The organism is Enterobacter hormaechei subsp. xiangfangensis (assembly GCF_001729785.1).
GTDB classification, from domain to species: domain Bacteria; phylum Pseudomonadota; class Gammaproteobacteria; order Enterobacterales; family Enterobacteriaceae; genus Enterobacter; species Enterobacter hormaechei_C.
The window spans coordinates 4,333,391-4,347,998 of sequence record NZ_CP017183.1; the positions used below are offsets into that span (position 1 = coordinate 4,333,391).

Here is a 14,608-nt window from a genome sequence, read left to right on the forward strand (position 1 = left end):
CCCTTAACTGTGATTGCCGATCAGCACGACCGGACGGTTTTCCTGCGAGCCAAACAGCAGGCGTTCAAGCACAAACAGGATCAAAATGGCCGACCCGACAGGCAGCGGCAGATAGCTTTCGCCGGAGGTCAGGAGCGGAAACTCCGCCACCGGCTGCTCCCACAGCTCGACGCACAGCCAGTAGCTGTACCAGCACATCAGGCCGGAGATGAGCAGCATCAGCAGATCCACCACTCGCGCGCATACTCTTTGCAGCGACGCGGGCAGGCGGTCGGTGAGCATGTTGACCGCGATATGCGACCCGGCGCGATAGCTCACCGCCGCGCCGATAAAGGTAAACGTCACCATGCAGATAATGGCGATCGGCTCCGGCCAGGATTCGCCGCGATTGAGCACATAGCGAGAGAAGATGCCAATGGGGATCACAATCGTCATCACCAGTAGCGAGAGACCCGCCACCACCATGGCGAGCAGGTACAGACGGTCCATCCACTTCAGGTAGAGTTCGGACATACGTACTCCGGCTTACTGAACGTCAGCGATGGCTTTCATCAGATCCTGATGCTTATCGCCATACTGCGCGCGCACCGGCTCTGTCGCCTTGATAAACACCGTTTTATCGATGTCGTGGAACTGCACGCCGCCGGCCTTCATTTTCGCCAGCGCCTGGTCGTTATACGCATTCCACAGCTTGCGCTGCTCGAACTGCGCTTCGCGGGCCAGCGTCAGGATCTTTTGCTGTTCGTCAGCGCTGAGCTTGTCCCATTTCACTTTGGAGTAGAGCAGCATTTCCGGGGTGATGAAGTGGCCGCTCAGCGTGTAGTTTTTGGCGACCGGCATATAGTTGTGGGCGATAAAGGTTGGCGGGTTGTTCTCCGCGCCGTCGATCACCCCGGTCTGCATGCCGCTGTAAACCTCGCTGACGCCCATCGCCACCGAGTTCGCCCCCATCGCTTTCAGCGTGGCCAGCGCCACCGGGCTGCCCTGCACGCGGATTTTCTTCCCTTTCAGATCGTCCGGTTTGACGATCGGCTCTTTGGTGATCAGGTTGCGGGTGCCGGAATCCATCCAGCCAAGGAAGACCAGACGCGATTTCGGGTTGGCGGTGAGTTTGTCGCCGATCTGCTTGCCGATATCCCCGTCAATCACCTTGTGCATGTGGTCTTCATCGCGGAATACGTAGGGCAGCGTAAACACTTCGATATCCGGCAGGATGGCGGCCACCGGCGCCATGGAGACGCGGATCATGTCGATCGCCCCCATCTGCGCCTGCTCAATCATCTGCTTTTCATCCCCCAGCACGCCGCCGGGGAAGACCTTAATCTCCAGCTTGCCATCGGTTTGTTGTTTGAGTTTTTCACCCATGTGCTGGACCGCCACCACGTTCGGGTAGCCTTCGGGATGCACATCGGCGGCTTTAATGGTCTGGGCAGAAACGGTGCAGGCAAAAGCAGACAGACACAGCGCGGCCAGTAACGGCTTGAGGGTCGTTTTCATTAAGTCAACTCCAGGGTAGTGAGATAAGCGTTAAAACGATGTTTTAGTTTTTGACGCTTAAAAATTAGACTACGGCTGGAAAAGGGAGGGTGAAGCGCCTCACAAAAAGCGCGAAATTTTGAAACGATGGTTCGAAATTGTGATGAGTACTTGTCGGGTGGCGGCTGCGCCTTACCCGACCTACTACACCCGTAGGCCCGTGCAAGCGAAGCGCCGCCGGGCGTCAGGCCGCACTTACCCCTTACGAATCAAATACCGGTACGGCAAGGTCTCGGTTTGCTGCGCCACCAGTTCATGTTCCATAAAGGTACAAAAGCCGGGGATATCACGGGTGGTAGCCGGGTCATCGGCGACGATCAGCAGCGTTTCGCCACTCTGCATGTTACGGACGGTTTTACGCACCATCATTACCGGCTCCGGGCAACGGAGGCCCTGAGCATCAAGCGTGTGGTCTGGGCTGGAAAACAGGTCGGTCATTTTCTTCTCGTTCAGGTAAAAACGGCTGTAGTTTACGCCCCGCTATCGCCAATGCAAACCAGGTTAACGATTGCGTGAAAATTAGCCATTGCAAAGTGTCGTCAAAGCAGTATCATGCGGCGGCTTTATTGGGTTCCCTCACCCCAAATATTAATCAAAAAGGTACAATATGAACTCCTTTACACAATCGCAGCGCGTCAAGGCGTTGTTCTGGCTTTCGCTATTTCATCTGCTGGTGATCATCTCCAGTAACTATCTGGTACAGCTTCCCATCTCCATTTTTGGTTTCCATACCACCTGGGGCGCGTTCAGTTTCCCGTTTATTTTCCTTGCGACGGATTTAACCGTGCGTATTTTTGGCGCACCGCTGGCGCGGCGGATTATTTTTGCGGTGATGATCCCGGCACTGTTTGTCTCCTACGCCATCTCCTCGCTGTTTTACATGGGAAGCTGGCAGGGCTTCGAAGCGCTGACGCACTTCAACCTGTTCGTCGCGCGTATTGCCACCGCCAGCTTTATGGCCTACGCCCTGGGGCAGATCCTCGATGTCCACGTGTTTAACCGCCTGCGTCAGAACCATCGCTGGTGGATGGCGCCAACGGCCTCCACGCTGTTCGGTAACGTGAGCGATACGCTGGCCTTCTTCTTCATCGCCTTCTGGCGCAGCCCGGACGCCTTCATGGCAGAACACTGGATGGAAATCGCTCTGGTGGACTACGCCTTTAAGGTGCTTATCAGCCTGGTTTTCTTCCTGCCGATGTACGGCGTACTGTTGAATATGCTGCTGAAAAGGCTGGCAGATAAATCTGAAATCTCCGCATTGCAGGCAGGTTAAGGGTTCGCTTTATCAGTTGTGATAAGATGAACGAATGAGCCGTTATGGCCGTTTATCGAAAGGAAGAAGTCAATGCGCAATCTGGTTAAATATGTCGGGATTGGCCTGCTGGTTGTTGGCCTTGCAGCCTGTGATAACAGCGACACCAAAACGCCTGCTCAGGGCGCGTCAGCAGAAAGCAACGCCACCGGTCAGCCGGTGAGCCTGATGGATGGCAAACTCAGTTTCTCTCTGCCCGCGGACATGACCGACCAGAGCGGTAAGCTGGGTACCCAGGCGAACAATATGCACGTCTATTCCGATGCCACCGGCCAAAAAGCGGTGATTGTGATCGTCGGTGACGATACCAGCGAAGATCTGGGCGTGCTGGCCAAACGCCTGGAAGATCAGCAGCGCAGCCGCGACCCGCAGCTTCAAGTGGTCACCAACAAGTCTGTTGAACTGAAAGGCCACACGCTGCAACAGCTGGACAGCATCATCTCTGCCAAAGGCCAGACCGCGTACTCCTCCGTGGTGCTCGGCAAGGTGGACAATAAACTGCTGACCATGCAGATCACCCTGCCGGCAGATAATCAGCAGAAAGCGCAGACCGCCGCTGAAAACATCATTAACACCCTCGTGATCCAGTAATCGTTCACCGGGATGCCGTGGCCTCCGTCGCTTGCGCCGGGGGCCATTTTTTTGCCACGACTTTCAGACTAACGCTCCAGACGAAGCCCATCCGGCGCACTACAATTAACACGCCCCCCGGAAAAAGGAATTCTTATGACTGCCAGCCCGCCCGACAAAGCCGGACTTCATATTTTATTAAAACTTGCCTGCCTGGTGGTTATCCTTGCGGGTATCCACGCGGCGGCGGATATCATTGTTCAGCTTCTGCTGGCGCTGTTTTTCGCCATTGTGCTCAACCCGCTGGTGACATGGTTTTTACGCCGGGGCATCAGCCGCCCAGTCGCGATTACCATTGTGGTGATGGTGATGCTGGTTGTCCTGACGGCGCTGTTCGGCGTGCTCGCCGCCTCGCTGAGCGAATTTTCCACCATGCTGCCGCAGTACAATAAAGAGCTGACGCGCAAGCTGGTCGATCTTCAGCGCATGTTGCCGTTCGTGAATCTGCATATCTCACCGGAACGGATGCTGCGCCGGATGGATTCCGAGAAGGTGATGACCTACGCCACCACGTTGATGACCGGGCTTTCAGGGGCAATGGCCAGCATTCTGCTGCTGGTGATGACGGTGGTGTTTATGCTGTTCGAAGTGCGCCACGTGCCGTATAAGCTGCGTTTTGCCCTGAACAATCCGCAGATCCACATTGCCGGCTTGCACCGCGCGCTGAAAGGCGTATCCAAGTATCTGGCGCTGAAAACATTGTTAAGCCTGTGGACCGGCGTGATTGTCTGGCTGGGGCTGGTACTGCTGGACGTGCAGTTCGCGCTGATGTGGGGCGTGCTGGCGTTTTTACTGAACTACGTACCCAATATCGGCGCGGTGCTTTCCGCCGTTCCGCCGATGATCCAGGCGTTCCTGTTTAACGGTTTTTATGAGTGCATGCTGGTAGGGGCGCTGTTCCTCGTCGTGCATATGGTGCTGGGTAACATTCTTGAGCCGCGCATGATGGGCCACCGTCTGGGCATGTCGACGATGGTGGTGTTTTTATCGTTACTGATCTGGGGATGGCTGCTGGGTCCGGTGGGCATGCTGCTCTCCGTGCCGCTCACCAGCGTCTGTAAAATCTGGATGGAAACCACGAAAGGAGGCAGTAAACTCGCCATTCTTCTGGGTCCGGGTCGGCCAAAAAGCCGTTTGCCGGGATAACCGGGTGGAAAGGGTCAAAAGTGACGTTTATTCGCCAGCGCGACGACAACATTGTACGATGTGCGCAGTAAATCGCGCTGGCGAAGAAAAAGTCACAGAAACAGGTTTATCGCGGACGCGCGTAGATGAAATTTACACTTACCCTTATCGACTGGCAGGCAAGAGCGCCAGGACTCAGCGATGCCGACGAATGGCAGGCATGGTCACGCCGGTCTGACGCCATCGATCCCGCTGCACCGCTGGCGAAACTGACCGATCTGCCGATGATGACCGCCCGCCGCCTGAATTCAGGCAGCAGGCTGGCCGTCGATCTTGGCCTGATGATGCTGCGCAAACACCGCATCGATGCCGTCGTCTACAGCAGCCGTCATGGGGAGCTGGAGCGCAATTTCCGTATTCTCCAGGCCCTGGCGGCAGAACAGCCCGTTTCCCCCACCGATTTTGCCATGTCGGTACACAACTCGGCGGTCGGCAATCTCACTATCGCCGCGCGTCAGCCTGTTGTCTCTTCGTCGGTTTCCGCCGGTATGGATACCTTCCAGCAGAGCTTGTGCGACGTGCTGAGCCTGCTGCATGCGGGCTACTCCCGCGTATTGCTGGTGGATTTCGACGGTCTGCTGCCTGATTTTTATCACGCCGGGTTGCCACCGCAGATGCCCGTCTGGCCCTACGCGCTGGCGCTGGTGATTGAAGCCGGAAATACGCTCAGCTGTGAAACGCACGTCAACCGCACGCCTGAAGAGCCCGCGCTGCCGCAAAGCCTCCAGTTCCTGCGCCATTACCTGCGGGACGAGCGCCAGTTCACCCTGCCGGGCGAGCGCCTGCTGTGGCAATGGACGCGCCAATGAGAGGGTTACGTTCCCGCCTCGATCGGTTATGGCGGATGCTGATGACCGGATTGTGCTTCGCCCTGTTCGGCCTCGGCGGACTGACGCTGTCGCTGGTATGGTTTAACCTGCTGCTGATTTTCCAGCGCGACCGCACCCAACGTCGCCGCCTGGCACGCCGTACTATTTCTGCCAGTTTTCGCCTGTTCCTCGCGGTGGTACGCGGTGTAGGGGTACTGGATTACCGTTTCAACAACCTGGACGTTCTACGCGCCGAGCGGGGCTGTCTGGTGATTGCGAATCATCCCTCGCTGCTGGACTACGTTCTGCTGGCGTCGGTGATGAACGAAACCGACTGTCTGGTGAAAAGCGCGTTGCTGCGTAACCCGTTCGTCAGCGGCGTGATCCGCGCGGCTGACTATCTGATTAACAGCGAAGCCGACACGCTGCTTGCCGCAAGCCAGCAGCGTCTGTCCCAGGGCGACACCCTGCTTATCTTCCCTGAAGGCACCCGCACCCGGGTGGGGGAAGCCATGACCCTGCAACGTGGGGCGGCGAATATCGCCGTTCGCTGCAACAGCGCCGTGCGCGTGGTGGTGATCCACTGTAGCGAACGGATGCTGGATAAACAGAGCAGCTGGTATAACGTGCCCCCCAACAAACCTGTTTTCACCGTGGATGTTCGCGAACGCATCAACATTCATGATTTTTATGATGCGAGTCAGCACGAACCCGCGCTGGCAGCAAGGCAGTTAAACCGGCATATGCAGCATCAGTTAACAACCGGTCTTCAATCTTTGTCAGGAACGAAAGATGCAAGCGCTCTATCTTGAAATTAAGAATCTCATTATCTCTACACTGAATCTGGAAGAACTTACCCCAGAGGATATTGATACAGACGCCGCGCTCTTTGGCGACGGCCTCGGTCTGGACTCAATCGACGCCCTTGAGCTGGGGCTGGCGGTAAAAAATCAGTACGGCGTAGTGCTTTCTGCCGAAAGTGATGAGATGCGTCAGCACTTTTATTCCGTTGCCACGCTCGCGGCTTTTATCCATCAACAACGCGCCTGAGAATGACCGCTATGACAGAACAACAAACGATTTATCAGGAAGTCTCTGCGCTTCTTATTACGCTGTTTGAAATCGCCCCGGAGGATATTACCCCTGAGGCACGTCTTTACGAGGATCTGGACCTCGACAGCATTGATGCCGTCGATATGGTGGTGCACCTGCAAAAGAAAACGGGCCATAAAATCAAGCCTGAAACCTTCAAAGCGGTGCGCACGGTGCAGGACGTCGTGGACGTTGTGGAACAGCTTCAGCGCGACGCGTAACGTGCGTTCGATTCCAGTTCTTCCCGCCCTGACGGGGCTGATGCTGCTGGCATGGCCGTTTTTGATCGGCTTCGGGCTGGCGAATAATAGCCTGCACGGGATACTGCCCGTGATGGCGCTGGTGCTGCTGATGCGCGTCTGCCAGGCCCGTCGGCAAGGCGGCCCCCTGCGTTATCTGTTCGTAAGCGTGGCGCTGGCCGGCATAGCGCTTTGCGCGGCGAGCTACGTCCTGCACGCGCACCAGTGGGTGCTGTTATATCCGGTGGTGGTGAATCTGGTGATGCTGGTGGTGTTTGGCGGTTCGCTGTGGACGGCAATGCCCGTCGTCGAGCGGCTGGCGCGCCTGCGTGAACCGGACCTCTCCCCCGTCGGGGTACGTTACACGCGCCGGGTTACCCAGGTCTGGTGCGGCTTTTTTATTATCAACGGGGCGATCGCGCTGTTTACCGTATTACACGCCGATATCCGTCTGTGGACGCTGTGGAACGGGATGATTGCCTATCTCCTGATGGGCACGCTGATGGCTGGCGAGTGGCTGGTGCGACAACGGGTGAAGAAAAACGATGCTTAACCCTCTTCCGCTTAGCCAGTGGCTCAGTGCGCCCCGCCCTGACGACACCCCTGTCGCCTGGCAGGACGACCATCTCTGGACGCTTGGCGATCTGCGCCACGACGTCACTCAGCTGGTCGACACGCTGCGTCGTGAAGATGGCGAGCGCTGGGCGCTGTGCATCGAAAACGGCTATCTGTTTATTGTCGCGCTGCTGGCGACGCTGCATGCGGGTAAAACGCCGGTCCTCCCCGGGCACAGCCGGGCGGCGCAGCTTAACGAACAGCGGGCGCTGTTCAGCGGTGTCCTGAGCGACACCACGCTCGATTTTCAGGGGCAACAGCTGCGGGTGGCTTCCGCTCAGCGGGCAGGCCATCCCTTTTCACCGCTGCCTGCCATCGGTGAGATGCGCACGATCGAGCTTTACACCTCCGGCTCGACCGGCACGCCGCAGCGGGTGAGTAAGCCGGTGGTCAGCCTGGATCGTGAGGCTCGTCTTCTGGCGGCGCATTTTGGCGAGCGTCTGGCGGGCTGTCACGTTGTGGCTTCCGTGGTGCTGCACCACCTGTATGGCCTGACGTTTCGTGTCGTCTTACCCATGGCGCTCGGCCTGCCGCTGCACGCCAGCCTGCTCAACTATGCCGAGCAGCTCTCTGCCCTTCCCGACGATAAACGCTATCTTTTCATCAGCAGTCCGGCGTTTCTCAAGCGGCTGGACGCGTCACTGACGCCGCCCCCCGTCAACCTGCTCTTCTCCGCTGGCGGCGCGCTGCCCTGGCAGGAGGTCGCCGCGGTTCAGGCCTGGCTCAACGTCTGGCCGGATGAAATATACGGCAGCACGGAAACAGGCGTAATGGCCTGGCGCTACCGTCAGGAGGAAAGCACCCGCTGGCAGCCTTTCCCCGGCGTGACGTTTCACGGCGATCGCGTGATGTCGCCGCTGATCCCCGAGGTGGAGGGGGTCGTGCTGGATGATATCCTGCACTTCACGGCTGACGGGCAGTTCAGCCTCGTCGGGCGCCGCGGTCGGGTGGTCAAAATTGAAGATAAACGCATTTCACTCGATGACATTGAGCGCCGCCTGTTGGCGCTGGACGGCATCCGCGAGGCCGCCGCGCTGACGGTGACGCGCGGCGGGCGTCAGGGCATTGGCGTATTGCTGGTGCTGAATGAAGCGGTGCGTCAGCAACACGAACAGGGCAAAAAAGCGCAGGAGCTCGCCTGGCGATGCGCCCTTCGCCCCTGGCTTGAACCGGTTGCCGTGCCGCGCTACTGGCGGATCGTTGATGAAATCCCGGTCAACAGCATGAACAAGCGCGTGACTGCGCAGCTACAGGAGTTGTTTCATGAAGATCCCTGAAATCGGGCGCCTCCAGCCCGATCCACAGCATCTGGAGATAACCTTTTATCTTGATCCTGACCTGCTCTGGTTTAAGGGACATTTCGCCGTACAGCCGCTGCTGCCGGGCGTGGCCCAGCTCGACTGGGTAATGCATTACGCTGCCGCGCTGGCGCCGGGCTACCGTTTTCACAGTATTCAGAACGTGAAGTTCGCCGCCCCGCTGTTGCCGGAGAATACGGTCACGCTGCTCCTTGCCTGGCAGCCCGAACGCGAGATGCTGACCTTTAGCTACCAGCGCCATGCGGGTAACGAGCGCCACACCGCCAGCAGCGGGAAGATTCGCTTATGTCAGTAACCTTCCGTCCCTGCGTGCTGATCCCGTGCTATAACCACGGGGCGATGATGGCTTCGGTGCTGGCGCGCCTGGCGCCTTTCGATCTGCCCTGTCTGGTGGTGGACGACGGCAGCGATGAAACCACGCGCCGCACGCTTGAAGCGCTGGCGGCGGATCGTCCGCAGGTCACGCTACTGCGGCTGGCCGAAAACAGCGGCAAAGGCGCGGCGGTGATGCAGGGGCTGAAAGACTGCGCCGATCGCGGCTTCACCCACGCCGTTCAGGTGGACGCTGACGGCCAGCACGCTATCGAAGACATCCCCAAACTGCTGGCGCTGGCCGAACGCCATCCCGATGCGCTCATTTCCGGGCAGCCCGTTTACGATGACTCGATCCCCCGTTCGCGCCTGTACGGCCGCTGGATAACGCACGTCTGGGTCTGGATTGAAACCCTCTCCCTGCAACTGAAAGACAGCATGTGCGGGTTTCGCGTTTACCCGATAGCCCCGGTTTTGCGCCTTGCAGCAACCACGCCGCTCGGCAGGCGAATGGATTTTGATACCGAAGTGATGGTGCGCCTCTACTGGCAGGGCAACACCAGCTATTTTCTGCCCACCCGCGTGACCTATCCGCCGGACGGGGTATCCCATTTCGATGCCCTGAAAGACAACGTGCGCATCTCGTTGATGCATACCCGTCTGTTTCTCGGCATGCTGCCGCGCATTCCTTCCCTGCTGATGCGTCGCCGCTCGCAGCACTGGGCGCAGCAGCAGGAGGTGAAAGGATTATGGGGCATGCGCCTGATGCTGCGCGTCTGGCAACTGCTGGGGCGTAAGGCGTTTACCGCCCTGCTATGGCCGGTTACGGCCGTCTACTGGCTAACCGCCCGCGCTGCGCGTCAGGCGTCGCAGCAGTGGCTGGCGCGGGTTAAAACGGTGATGGCACAGCGGCAAATGCCGCAACCCGCGCGGCTTAACAGTTTTTCCCACTTCCTGCGCTTCGGTCATGCCATGCTGAACAAAGTGGCCAGCTGGCGCGGCGAAATGAAACTCCATCGCGATCTGGTCTTTGCGCCAGGCGCGCAGGAGGCGCTGGGGCTCGACGATCCTCAGGGCAAACTGCTGCTCGCGTCGCATCTTGGCGATGTGGAAGCCTGCCGGGCGCTGGCCCAGCGCGAAGGGGCGAAAACCATCAACGCGCTGGTCTTTAGCGACAACGCCAGACGTTTTAAGCAGGTGATGGAGGAGATGGCGCCGCAGGCGGGCATTCACCTGATGCCGGTCACCGACATTGGCCCGGAGACCGCCATCCTCATCAAAGAGAAGCTGGATCGCGGCGAATGGGTGGCGATCGTGGGCGATCGCATTGCCGTCACCCCGCAGCGCGGCGGTAGCTGGCGGGTGATATGGAGCGAATTTATGGGCCAGCCCGCGCCGTTCCCGCAGGGGCCGTTTATCCTGGCGTCCATTTTGCGCTGCCCGGTGGTGCTGATTTTTGCCCTCTGTCAGCAGGGAAAGCTGACCCTGCACTGCGAGCCGTTTGCCGACCCGCTGCTGCTGCCGCGCGGCGAACGCCAGCAGGCGCTACAGCAGACCGTCGACCGCTATGCGGAGCGGCTGGAGCATTACGCGCTCTTGTCGCCGCTCGACTGGTTTAATTTTTTCGATTTCTGGCAGCTTCCAGAGATCAACGAGAAGGAGTAAAGGGTGCTGACCGATCCCCGCTTTACGGCTGAAGTTGAAATCACCGTTCCGTTCCACGACGTCGATATGATGGGCGTGGTGTGGCACGGCAACTACTTCCGCTACTTTGAGATTGCCCGCGAAGCGCTGCTCAACCAGTTTGATTACGGCTATCGCCAGATGAAAGCGTCCGGCTACGTCTGGCCGGTGGTGGATACCCGGGTGAAATACCGCGACGCGGTGACCTTCGAGCAGCGCATTCGCATCCGCGCCCACATTGAAGAGGTTGAAAACCGTCTGCGCATCGCCTATCAAATCTTCGACGCGCAAACCGGGAAACGCACCACCACCGGCTACACCATTCAGGTCGCGGTGGAAGAAGCAAGCCGGGAGATGTGCTTTGTCAGCCCGGCCATTCTGTTCGAACGCATGGGGATCGCGCCATGAAATGGATAACGCTACTCGCGCTGCTGGTAAGCCCGCTGGTGAACGCGGTCACGCTGGATGAACTGCAACAGCGGTTTGCGGAGCAACCGGTAGTGCGCGCACACTTCGAACAGACCCGCACGATCAAGGATATGCCTCAGCCCCTGCGCTCGCAGGGGGAGATGCTAATCGCCCGTGACAATGGCCTGCTGTGGGATCAAAAAGCGCCGTTCCCGATGACGCTGCTGCTGGATGACAAACGGATGGTGCAGATCTTCAACGGTCAGTCGCCGCAGACCATTACCGCCGACACTAACCCGCAGATGTTTCAGTTCAACCATCTGCTGCGGGCGCTGTTCCAGGCCGACCGCAAGGTACTGGAAGAGAACTTCCGCGTCGATTTCAAAGACCTGGGCGAAGGCCGCTGGTCGCTGGTGCTGACGCCCGTCACCACGCCGCTGGACAAGATTTTCTCCACCCTTGATTTGAAGGGCGCGATCTATCTGGAATCCATTCGCCTGAACGATAAGCAGGGCGACACGACGGATATCGCCCTCTCCCGCCACCAACTGACGCCCGCCCGCCTGACTGATGCAGAACGCCAGCGCTTTGCCGCACCGTAACGCCCTGCGCCCGGCGCTGCTGTGGGCCGCGGTATGCCTGATCCTGCTGGGCGTGCTGCTGTCGCTGCTGCCTGGCGCGCGGCTGAACAGCAGCGTGCTCGCCATGCTGCCGAAACAGACGCTCGGCGCGATCCCTCCCGCTCTTAACGACGGATTTATGCAGCGCCTCGACCGCCAGCTCATCTGGCTGGTCAGCCCCGGCAAACAGCCGGACCCGCGCGTGGCGCAGCAGTGGTTAACCCTGCTGCAACGCAGCCAGGCGCTGAGTGTCGTAAAAGGTCCGCTGGATGCCGCCGGGCAACAGGCCTGGGGAGATTTCTTCTGGCAGCACCGCAATGGCCTGGTCGATCCGGCCACCCGCGCCCGCCTGCAAAACGGCGGTGAAGCGCAGGCTCAGTGGATCCTGTCCCAGCTCTACTCCGCCTTTTCCGGCGTGAGCGGCAAGGAGCTGCAAAACGATCCGCTGATGCTGATGCGCGGCGCGCAGCTCGCGCTGGCGAAGAACAGCCAGAAGATGCAGCTGATGGACGGCTGGCTGGTGACAAAAGATGCGGCCGGGAACTATTGGTATCTGCTACACGGCGAGCTGGCGGGCTCGTCGTTTGACATGCAGCAAACCCACCAGCTGGTGACCACCCTCAACGCGTTGCAGCAGACGCTGAAAAGCCAGTATCCACAGGCGCAGCTGCTCTCGCGCGGGACGGTGTTCTACAGCGATTACGCCAGCCAGCAGGCTAAAAACGATATTTCCACGCTTGGCGTCGCCACGGTGCTCGGGGTGATCCTGCTGATTGTGTCGGTGTTTCGCTCCGTGCGTCCGCTGCTGCTGAGCCTGCTCTCCATTGCCATCGGCGCGCTGGCGGGGACGGTCGTGACGCTCCTGCTGTTCGGTGAGCTGCACCTGATGACGCTGGTGATGAGCATGAGCATTATCGGCATCTCGGCGGACTATACGATTTACTACCTCACGGAGCGGATGGTGCACGGCGCGGAACACTCGCCCTGGCAAAGCCTGGCAAAAGTGCGTAACGCGCTGCTGCTGGCGCTGCTGACCACCGTCGTGGCGTATCTCTTCATGATGCTGGCCCCCTTCCCCGGCATTCGTCAGATGGCGGTGTTCGCCGCCGCAGGACTGAGCGCCTCGTGCCTGACGGTAATGTTCTGGCATCCGTGGCTGTGCCGGGGCATGCCGGTCCGCCCGGTCCCCCTGAGAGGGATGATGCAGCGCTGGCTGGACGCCTGGCGCGACGGTAAAGCCCTCTCCGTCGGGCTGCCGGTAGCACTGGCGCTGCTCTCCGCCATCGGGATCGCCAGCCTGCGGGTGGATGACGATATCGCCCGGCTTCAGGCGCTGCCGCAGGACATTCTGGCGCAGGAAAAAACCATCACCGCCCTGACCGGGCAAAATGTCGATCAGAAATGGTTCTTGGTGTACGGCGCGTCGGCTCAGGAAACGCTGGAGCGGCTGGAGGCGTTTACCCCGGCGCTGGCGCAGGCGCAAAAAGCCGGTGAATTAACCCGCTGGCGTACCCTGCCGCTGAACTCGCTGGCGCGGCAGAACAGCGATCTGCAACTTCTGCGTAACGCCGCGCCGACGGTGACGAAAATGCTGCAAAGCACGGGGCTGAATGCCGTCGCCCCGAATCTGAACGCCATGCCTGTTAGCGTGGAAGCGTGGCTCGCCAGCCCGGCCAGCGAGGGCTGGCGTTTGCTGTGGCTGACGTTGCCGGACGGCAAAAGCGGTGTGCTGGTCCCGGTCGATGGCGTCAGAAACAGCGCCGCGCTCGGTGAGCTGGCCACCCGCCATCCCGGGGTCGTCTGGGTTGACCGTAAGGCCAGCTTCGACAGCCTGTTTGCGCTCTACCGCTCGCTGCTGTCGGGGCTGCTGGGCGTGGCGCTGGCGGTGATTGCCTGCGGCGCGATGCTACGCCTCGGCTGGCGAAAAGGGCTGGTGGCGCTGGTGCCGTCCGTGCTGTCGCTGGGCGGCGGGCTGGCGGCGCTGGCCGTGACGGGCCATCCGGTGAACCTGTTTTCCCTGCTGGCGCTGGTGCTGGTCCTCGGCATTGGCATCAACTACACGCTGTTTTTCAGCAACCCGCGCGGCACGCCGCTGACCTCCATGCTGGCGATTACCCTCGCCATGATGACCACCCTGCTGACGCTGGGGATGCTGGTATTCAGCACCACTCAGGCCATCAGCAGCTTTGGCATTGTGCTGGTGAGCGGTATCTTCACCGCGTTCCTGCTCGCCCCGCTGGCGATGCCGTCTAACAAAGAGAACTTACCATGACCCGTTTCATTCGCCTGGCGGCAGTGATGATGGCCCTGTTGCTGGCGGGGTGTAGCCATACGACGAACCGCGATGACGCGCGCCCTCAGGCCTGGCTCCAGCCCGGCACCCGCGTCACGCTGCCCCCGCCGGGCATCACGCCTGCCATCCGCGCGCAGCAGTTGCTTACCGGCAGTTTTAAAGGCCAGACCCAGTCGCTGCTGGTGATGCTGAACGCCGACGGAAATAAAGTGACGCTTGCCGGCCTCTCCTCCGTCGGGATCCGCCTGTTCCTCGCCACCTACGACGACACCGGGATCCACACCGAGCAGTCGGTTGTGATGCCGCAGCTGCCGCCCGCCAGCCAGGTGCTGGCCGACGTGATGCTGAGCCACTGGCCGCTCAGCGCCTGGCAGCCGCAGTTGCCGAAAGGCTGGACGCTGAACGATACTGACACCAGACGCGAACTGCGCAACCCCGATGGCAAACTGGTCACGGAAATTGTCTACCTGAACCGTAACGGCAGGCGCGAACCGATTAGCATTGTGCAGCACGCTTTTCACTACCACATCACCATTCAATATCTGGGTGACTGAG

The 14,608-nt window shown here is 59.8% G+C and carries 18 protein-coding genes; 15 read left to right on the top strand and 3 right to left on the bottom strand.

The genetic code is table 11. The annotated features are described in order from the left end of the window. Nucleotides 1-3 precede the first annotated feature (3 nt). The 3 genes from BFV63_RS20780 to tusA form a co-directional block, all read right to left on the bottom strand. On the bottom strand, nucleotides 4-513 hold the full coding sequence (locus tag BFV63_RS20780) for a TRAP transporter small permease (protein ID WP_003861278.1): 510 nt from the start codon (nucleotides 511-513) through the stop codon (nucleotides 4-6). A gap of 12 nt (nucleotides 514-525) precedes the next feature. Further along, on the bottom strand, nucleotides 526-1,497 hold the full coding sequence (locus BFV63_RS20785; protein ID WP_032103649.1) for a TRAP transporter substrate-binding protein: 972 nt from the start codon (nucleotides 1,495-1,497) through the stop codon (nucleotides 526-528). Between the two features lie 234 nt (nucleotides 1,498-1,731). After that, complete coding sequence (gene tusA, locus BFV63_RS20790) at nucleotides 1,732-1,974, bottom strand: sulfurtransferase TusA (RefSeq protein ID WP_000130627.1); 243 nt, start codon at nucleotides 1,972-1,974, stop codon at nucleotides 1,732-1,734. A 169-nt stretch (nucleotides 1,975-2,143) separates the two neighbouring features. Between tusA and BFV63_RS20795 the strand changes: the two genes are divergently transcribed. From BFV63_RS20795 to BFV63_RS20865, 15 genes are all read left to right on the top strand, one after another. Continuing rightward, nucleotides 2,144-2,809 carry a 7-cyano-7-deazaguanine/7-aminomethyl-7-deazaguanine transporter gene (locus tag BFV63_RS20795; RefSeq protein WP_003861274.1) on the top strand — a complete coding sequence of 222 codons (666 nt, stop codon included), beginning with the start codon at nucleotides 2,144-2,146 and terminating at the stop codon, nucleotides 2,807-2,809. 72 nt (nucleotides 2,810-2,881) lie between these two features. Further along, entirely contained in the window at nucleotides 2,882-3,439 is a 558-nt protein-coding gene (locus tag BFV63_RS20800) for a DcrB family lipoprotein (protein ID WP_003861272.1), read from the top strand. 135 nt (nucleotides 3,440-3,574) lie between these two features. Further along, on the top strand, nucleotides 3,575-4,624 hold the full coding sequence (locus tag BFV63_RS20805) for an AI-2E family transporter (RefSeq protein ID WP_003861270.1): 1,050 nt from the start codon (nucleotides 3,575-3,577) through the stop codon (nucleotides 4,622-4,624). A gap of 125 nt (nucleotides 4,625-4,749) precedes the next feature. Then, nucleotides 4,750-5,472, top strand: a complete 723-nt coding sequence (locus BFV63_RS20810; RefSeq protein WP_017384119.1) for a beta-ketoacyl synthase chain length factor — start codon at nucleotides 4,750-4,752, stop codon at nucleotides 5,470-5,472. Further along, nucleotides 5,469-6,284, top strand: coding sequence for a lysophospholipid acyltransferase family protein (locus BFV63_RS20815; RefSeq protein ID WP_032660659.1), 816 nt, complete (start codon nucleotides 5,469-5,471; stop codon nucleotides 6,282-6,284). The genes BFV63_RS20810 and BFV63_RS20815 overlap by 4 nt, the downstream gene beginning before the upstream one ends. Continuing rightward, the gene (locus BFV63_RS20820; protein ID WP_003861263.1) at nucleotides 6,265-6,522 is read left to right on the top strand and encodes a phosphopantetheine-binding protein; all 258 of its coding nucleotides are present in this window, start codon (nucleotides 6,265-6,267) and stop codon (nucleotides 6,520-6,522) included. The genes BFV63_RS20815 and BFV63_RS20820 overlap by 20 nt, the downstream gene beginning before the upstream one ends. Nucleotides 6,523-6,533: 11 nt before the next feature. After that, nucleotides 6,534-6,785 carry an acyl carrier protein gene (locus tag BFV63_RS20825; RefSeq protein ID WP_003861262.1) on the top strand — a complete coding sequence of 84 codons (252 nt, stop codon included), beginning with the start codon at nucleotides 6,534-6,536 and terminating at the stop codon, nucleotides 6,783-6,785. Next, entirely contained in the window at nucleotides 6,757-7,356 is a 600-nt protein-coding gene (locus BFV63_RS20830) for a COG4648 family protein (RefSeq protein ID WP_003861260.1), read from the top strand. The genes BFV63_RS20825 and BFV63_RS20830 overlap by 29 nt, the downstream gene beginning before the upstream one ends. Beyond that, nucleotides 7,349-8,695 (top strand): AMP-binding protein, encoded by a 1,347-nt coding sequence (locus BFV63_RS20835; protein WP_003861258.1) that lies wholly within the window; start codon nucleotides 7,349-7,351, stop codon nucleotides 8,693-8,695. Before BFV63_RS20830 ends, BFV63_RS20835 begins: the two co-directional genes overlap by 8 nt. Continuing rightward, nucleotides 8,682-9,032: an ApeI family dehydratase gene (locus tag BFV63_RS20840; RefSeq protein WP_003861256.1), complete on the top strand. Its 351-nt coding sequence runs from the start codon at nucleotides 8,682-8,684 to the stop codon at nucleotides 9,030-9,032. Before BFV63_RS20835 ends, BFV63_RS20840 begins: the two co-directional genes overlap by 14 nt. Further along, a complete protein-coding gene (locus BFV63_RS20845; protein WP_003861255.1) occupies nucleotides 9,023-10,714 on the top strand; it encodes a glycosyltransferase family 2 protein in 1,692 nt (563 codons plus the stop codon). Before BFV63_RS20840 ends, BFV63_RS20845 begins: the two co-directional genes overlap by 10 nt. Nucleotides 10,715-10,717: 3 nt before the next feature. Continuing rightward, nucleotides 10,718-11,140, top strand: a complete 423-nt coding sequence (locus tag BFV63_RS20850; RefSeq protein ID WP_003861252.1) for an acyl-CoA thioesterase — start codon at nucleotides 10,718-10,720, stop codon at nucleotides 11,138-11,140. Next, nucleotides 11,137-11,742 (top strand): outer membrane lipoprotein carrier protein LolA, encoded by a 606-nt coding sequence (locus tag BFV63_RS20855; RefSeq protein ID WP_023314981.1) that lies wholly within the window; start codon nucleotides 11,137-11,139, stop codon nucleotides 11,740-11,742. Before BFV63_RS20850 ends, BFV63_RS20855 begins: the two co-directional genes overlap by 4 nt. Beyond that, complete coding sequence (locus tag BFV63_RS20860; RefSeq protein WP_023323846.1) at nucleotides 11,711-14,032, top strand: MMPL family transporter; 2,322 nt, start codon at nucleotides 11,711-11,713, stop codon at nucleotides 14,030-14,032. The genes BFV63_RS20855 and BFV63_RS20860 overlap by 32 nt, the downstream gene beginning before the upstream one ends. Beyond that, on the top strand, nucleotides 14,029-14,607 hold the full coding sequence (locus BFV63_RS20865) for a DUF3261 domain-containing protein (RefSeq protein ID WP_003861246.1): 579 nt from the start codon (nucleotides 14,029-14,031) through the stop codon (nucleotides 14,605-14,607). The genes BFV63_RS20860 and BFV63_RS20865 overlap by 4 nt, the downstream gene beginning before the upstream one ends. Nucleotide 14,608: the final 1 nt, after the last annotated feature.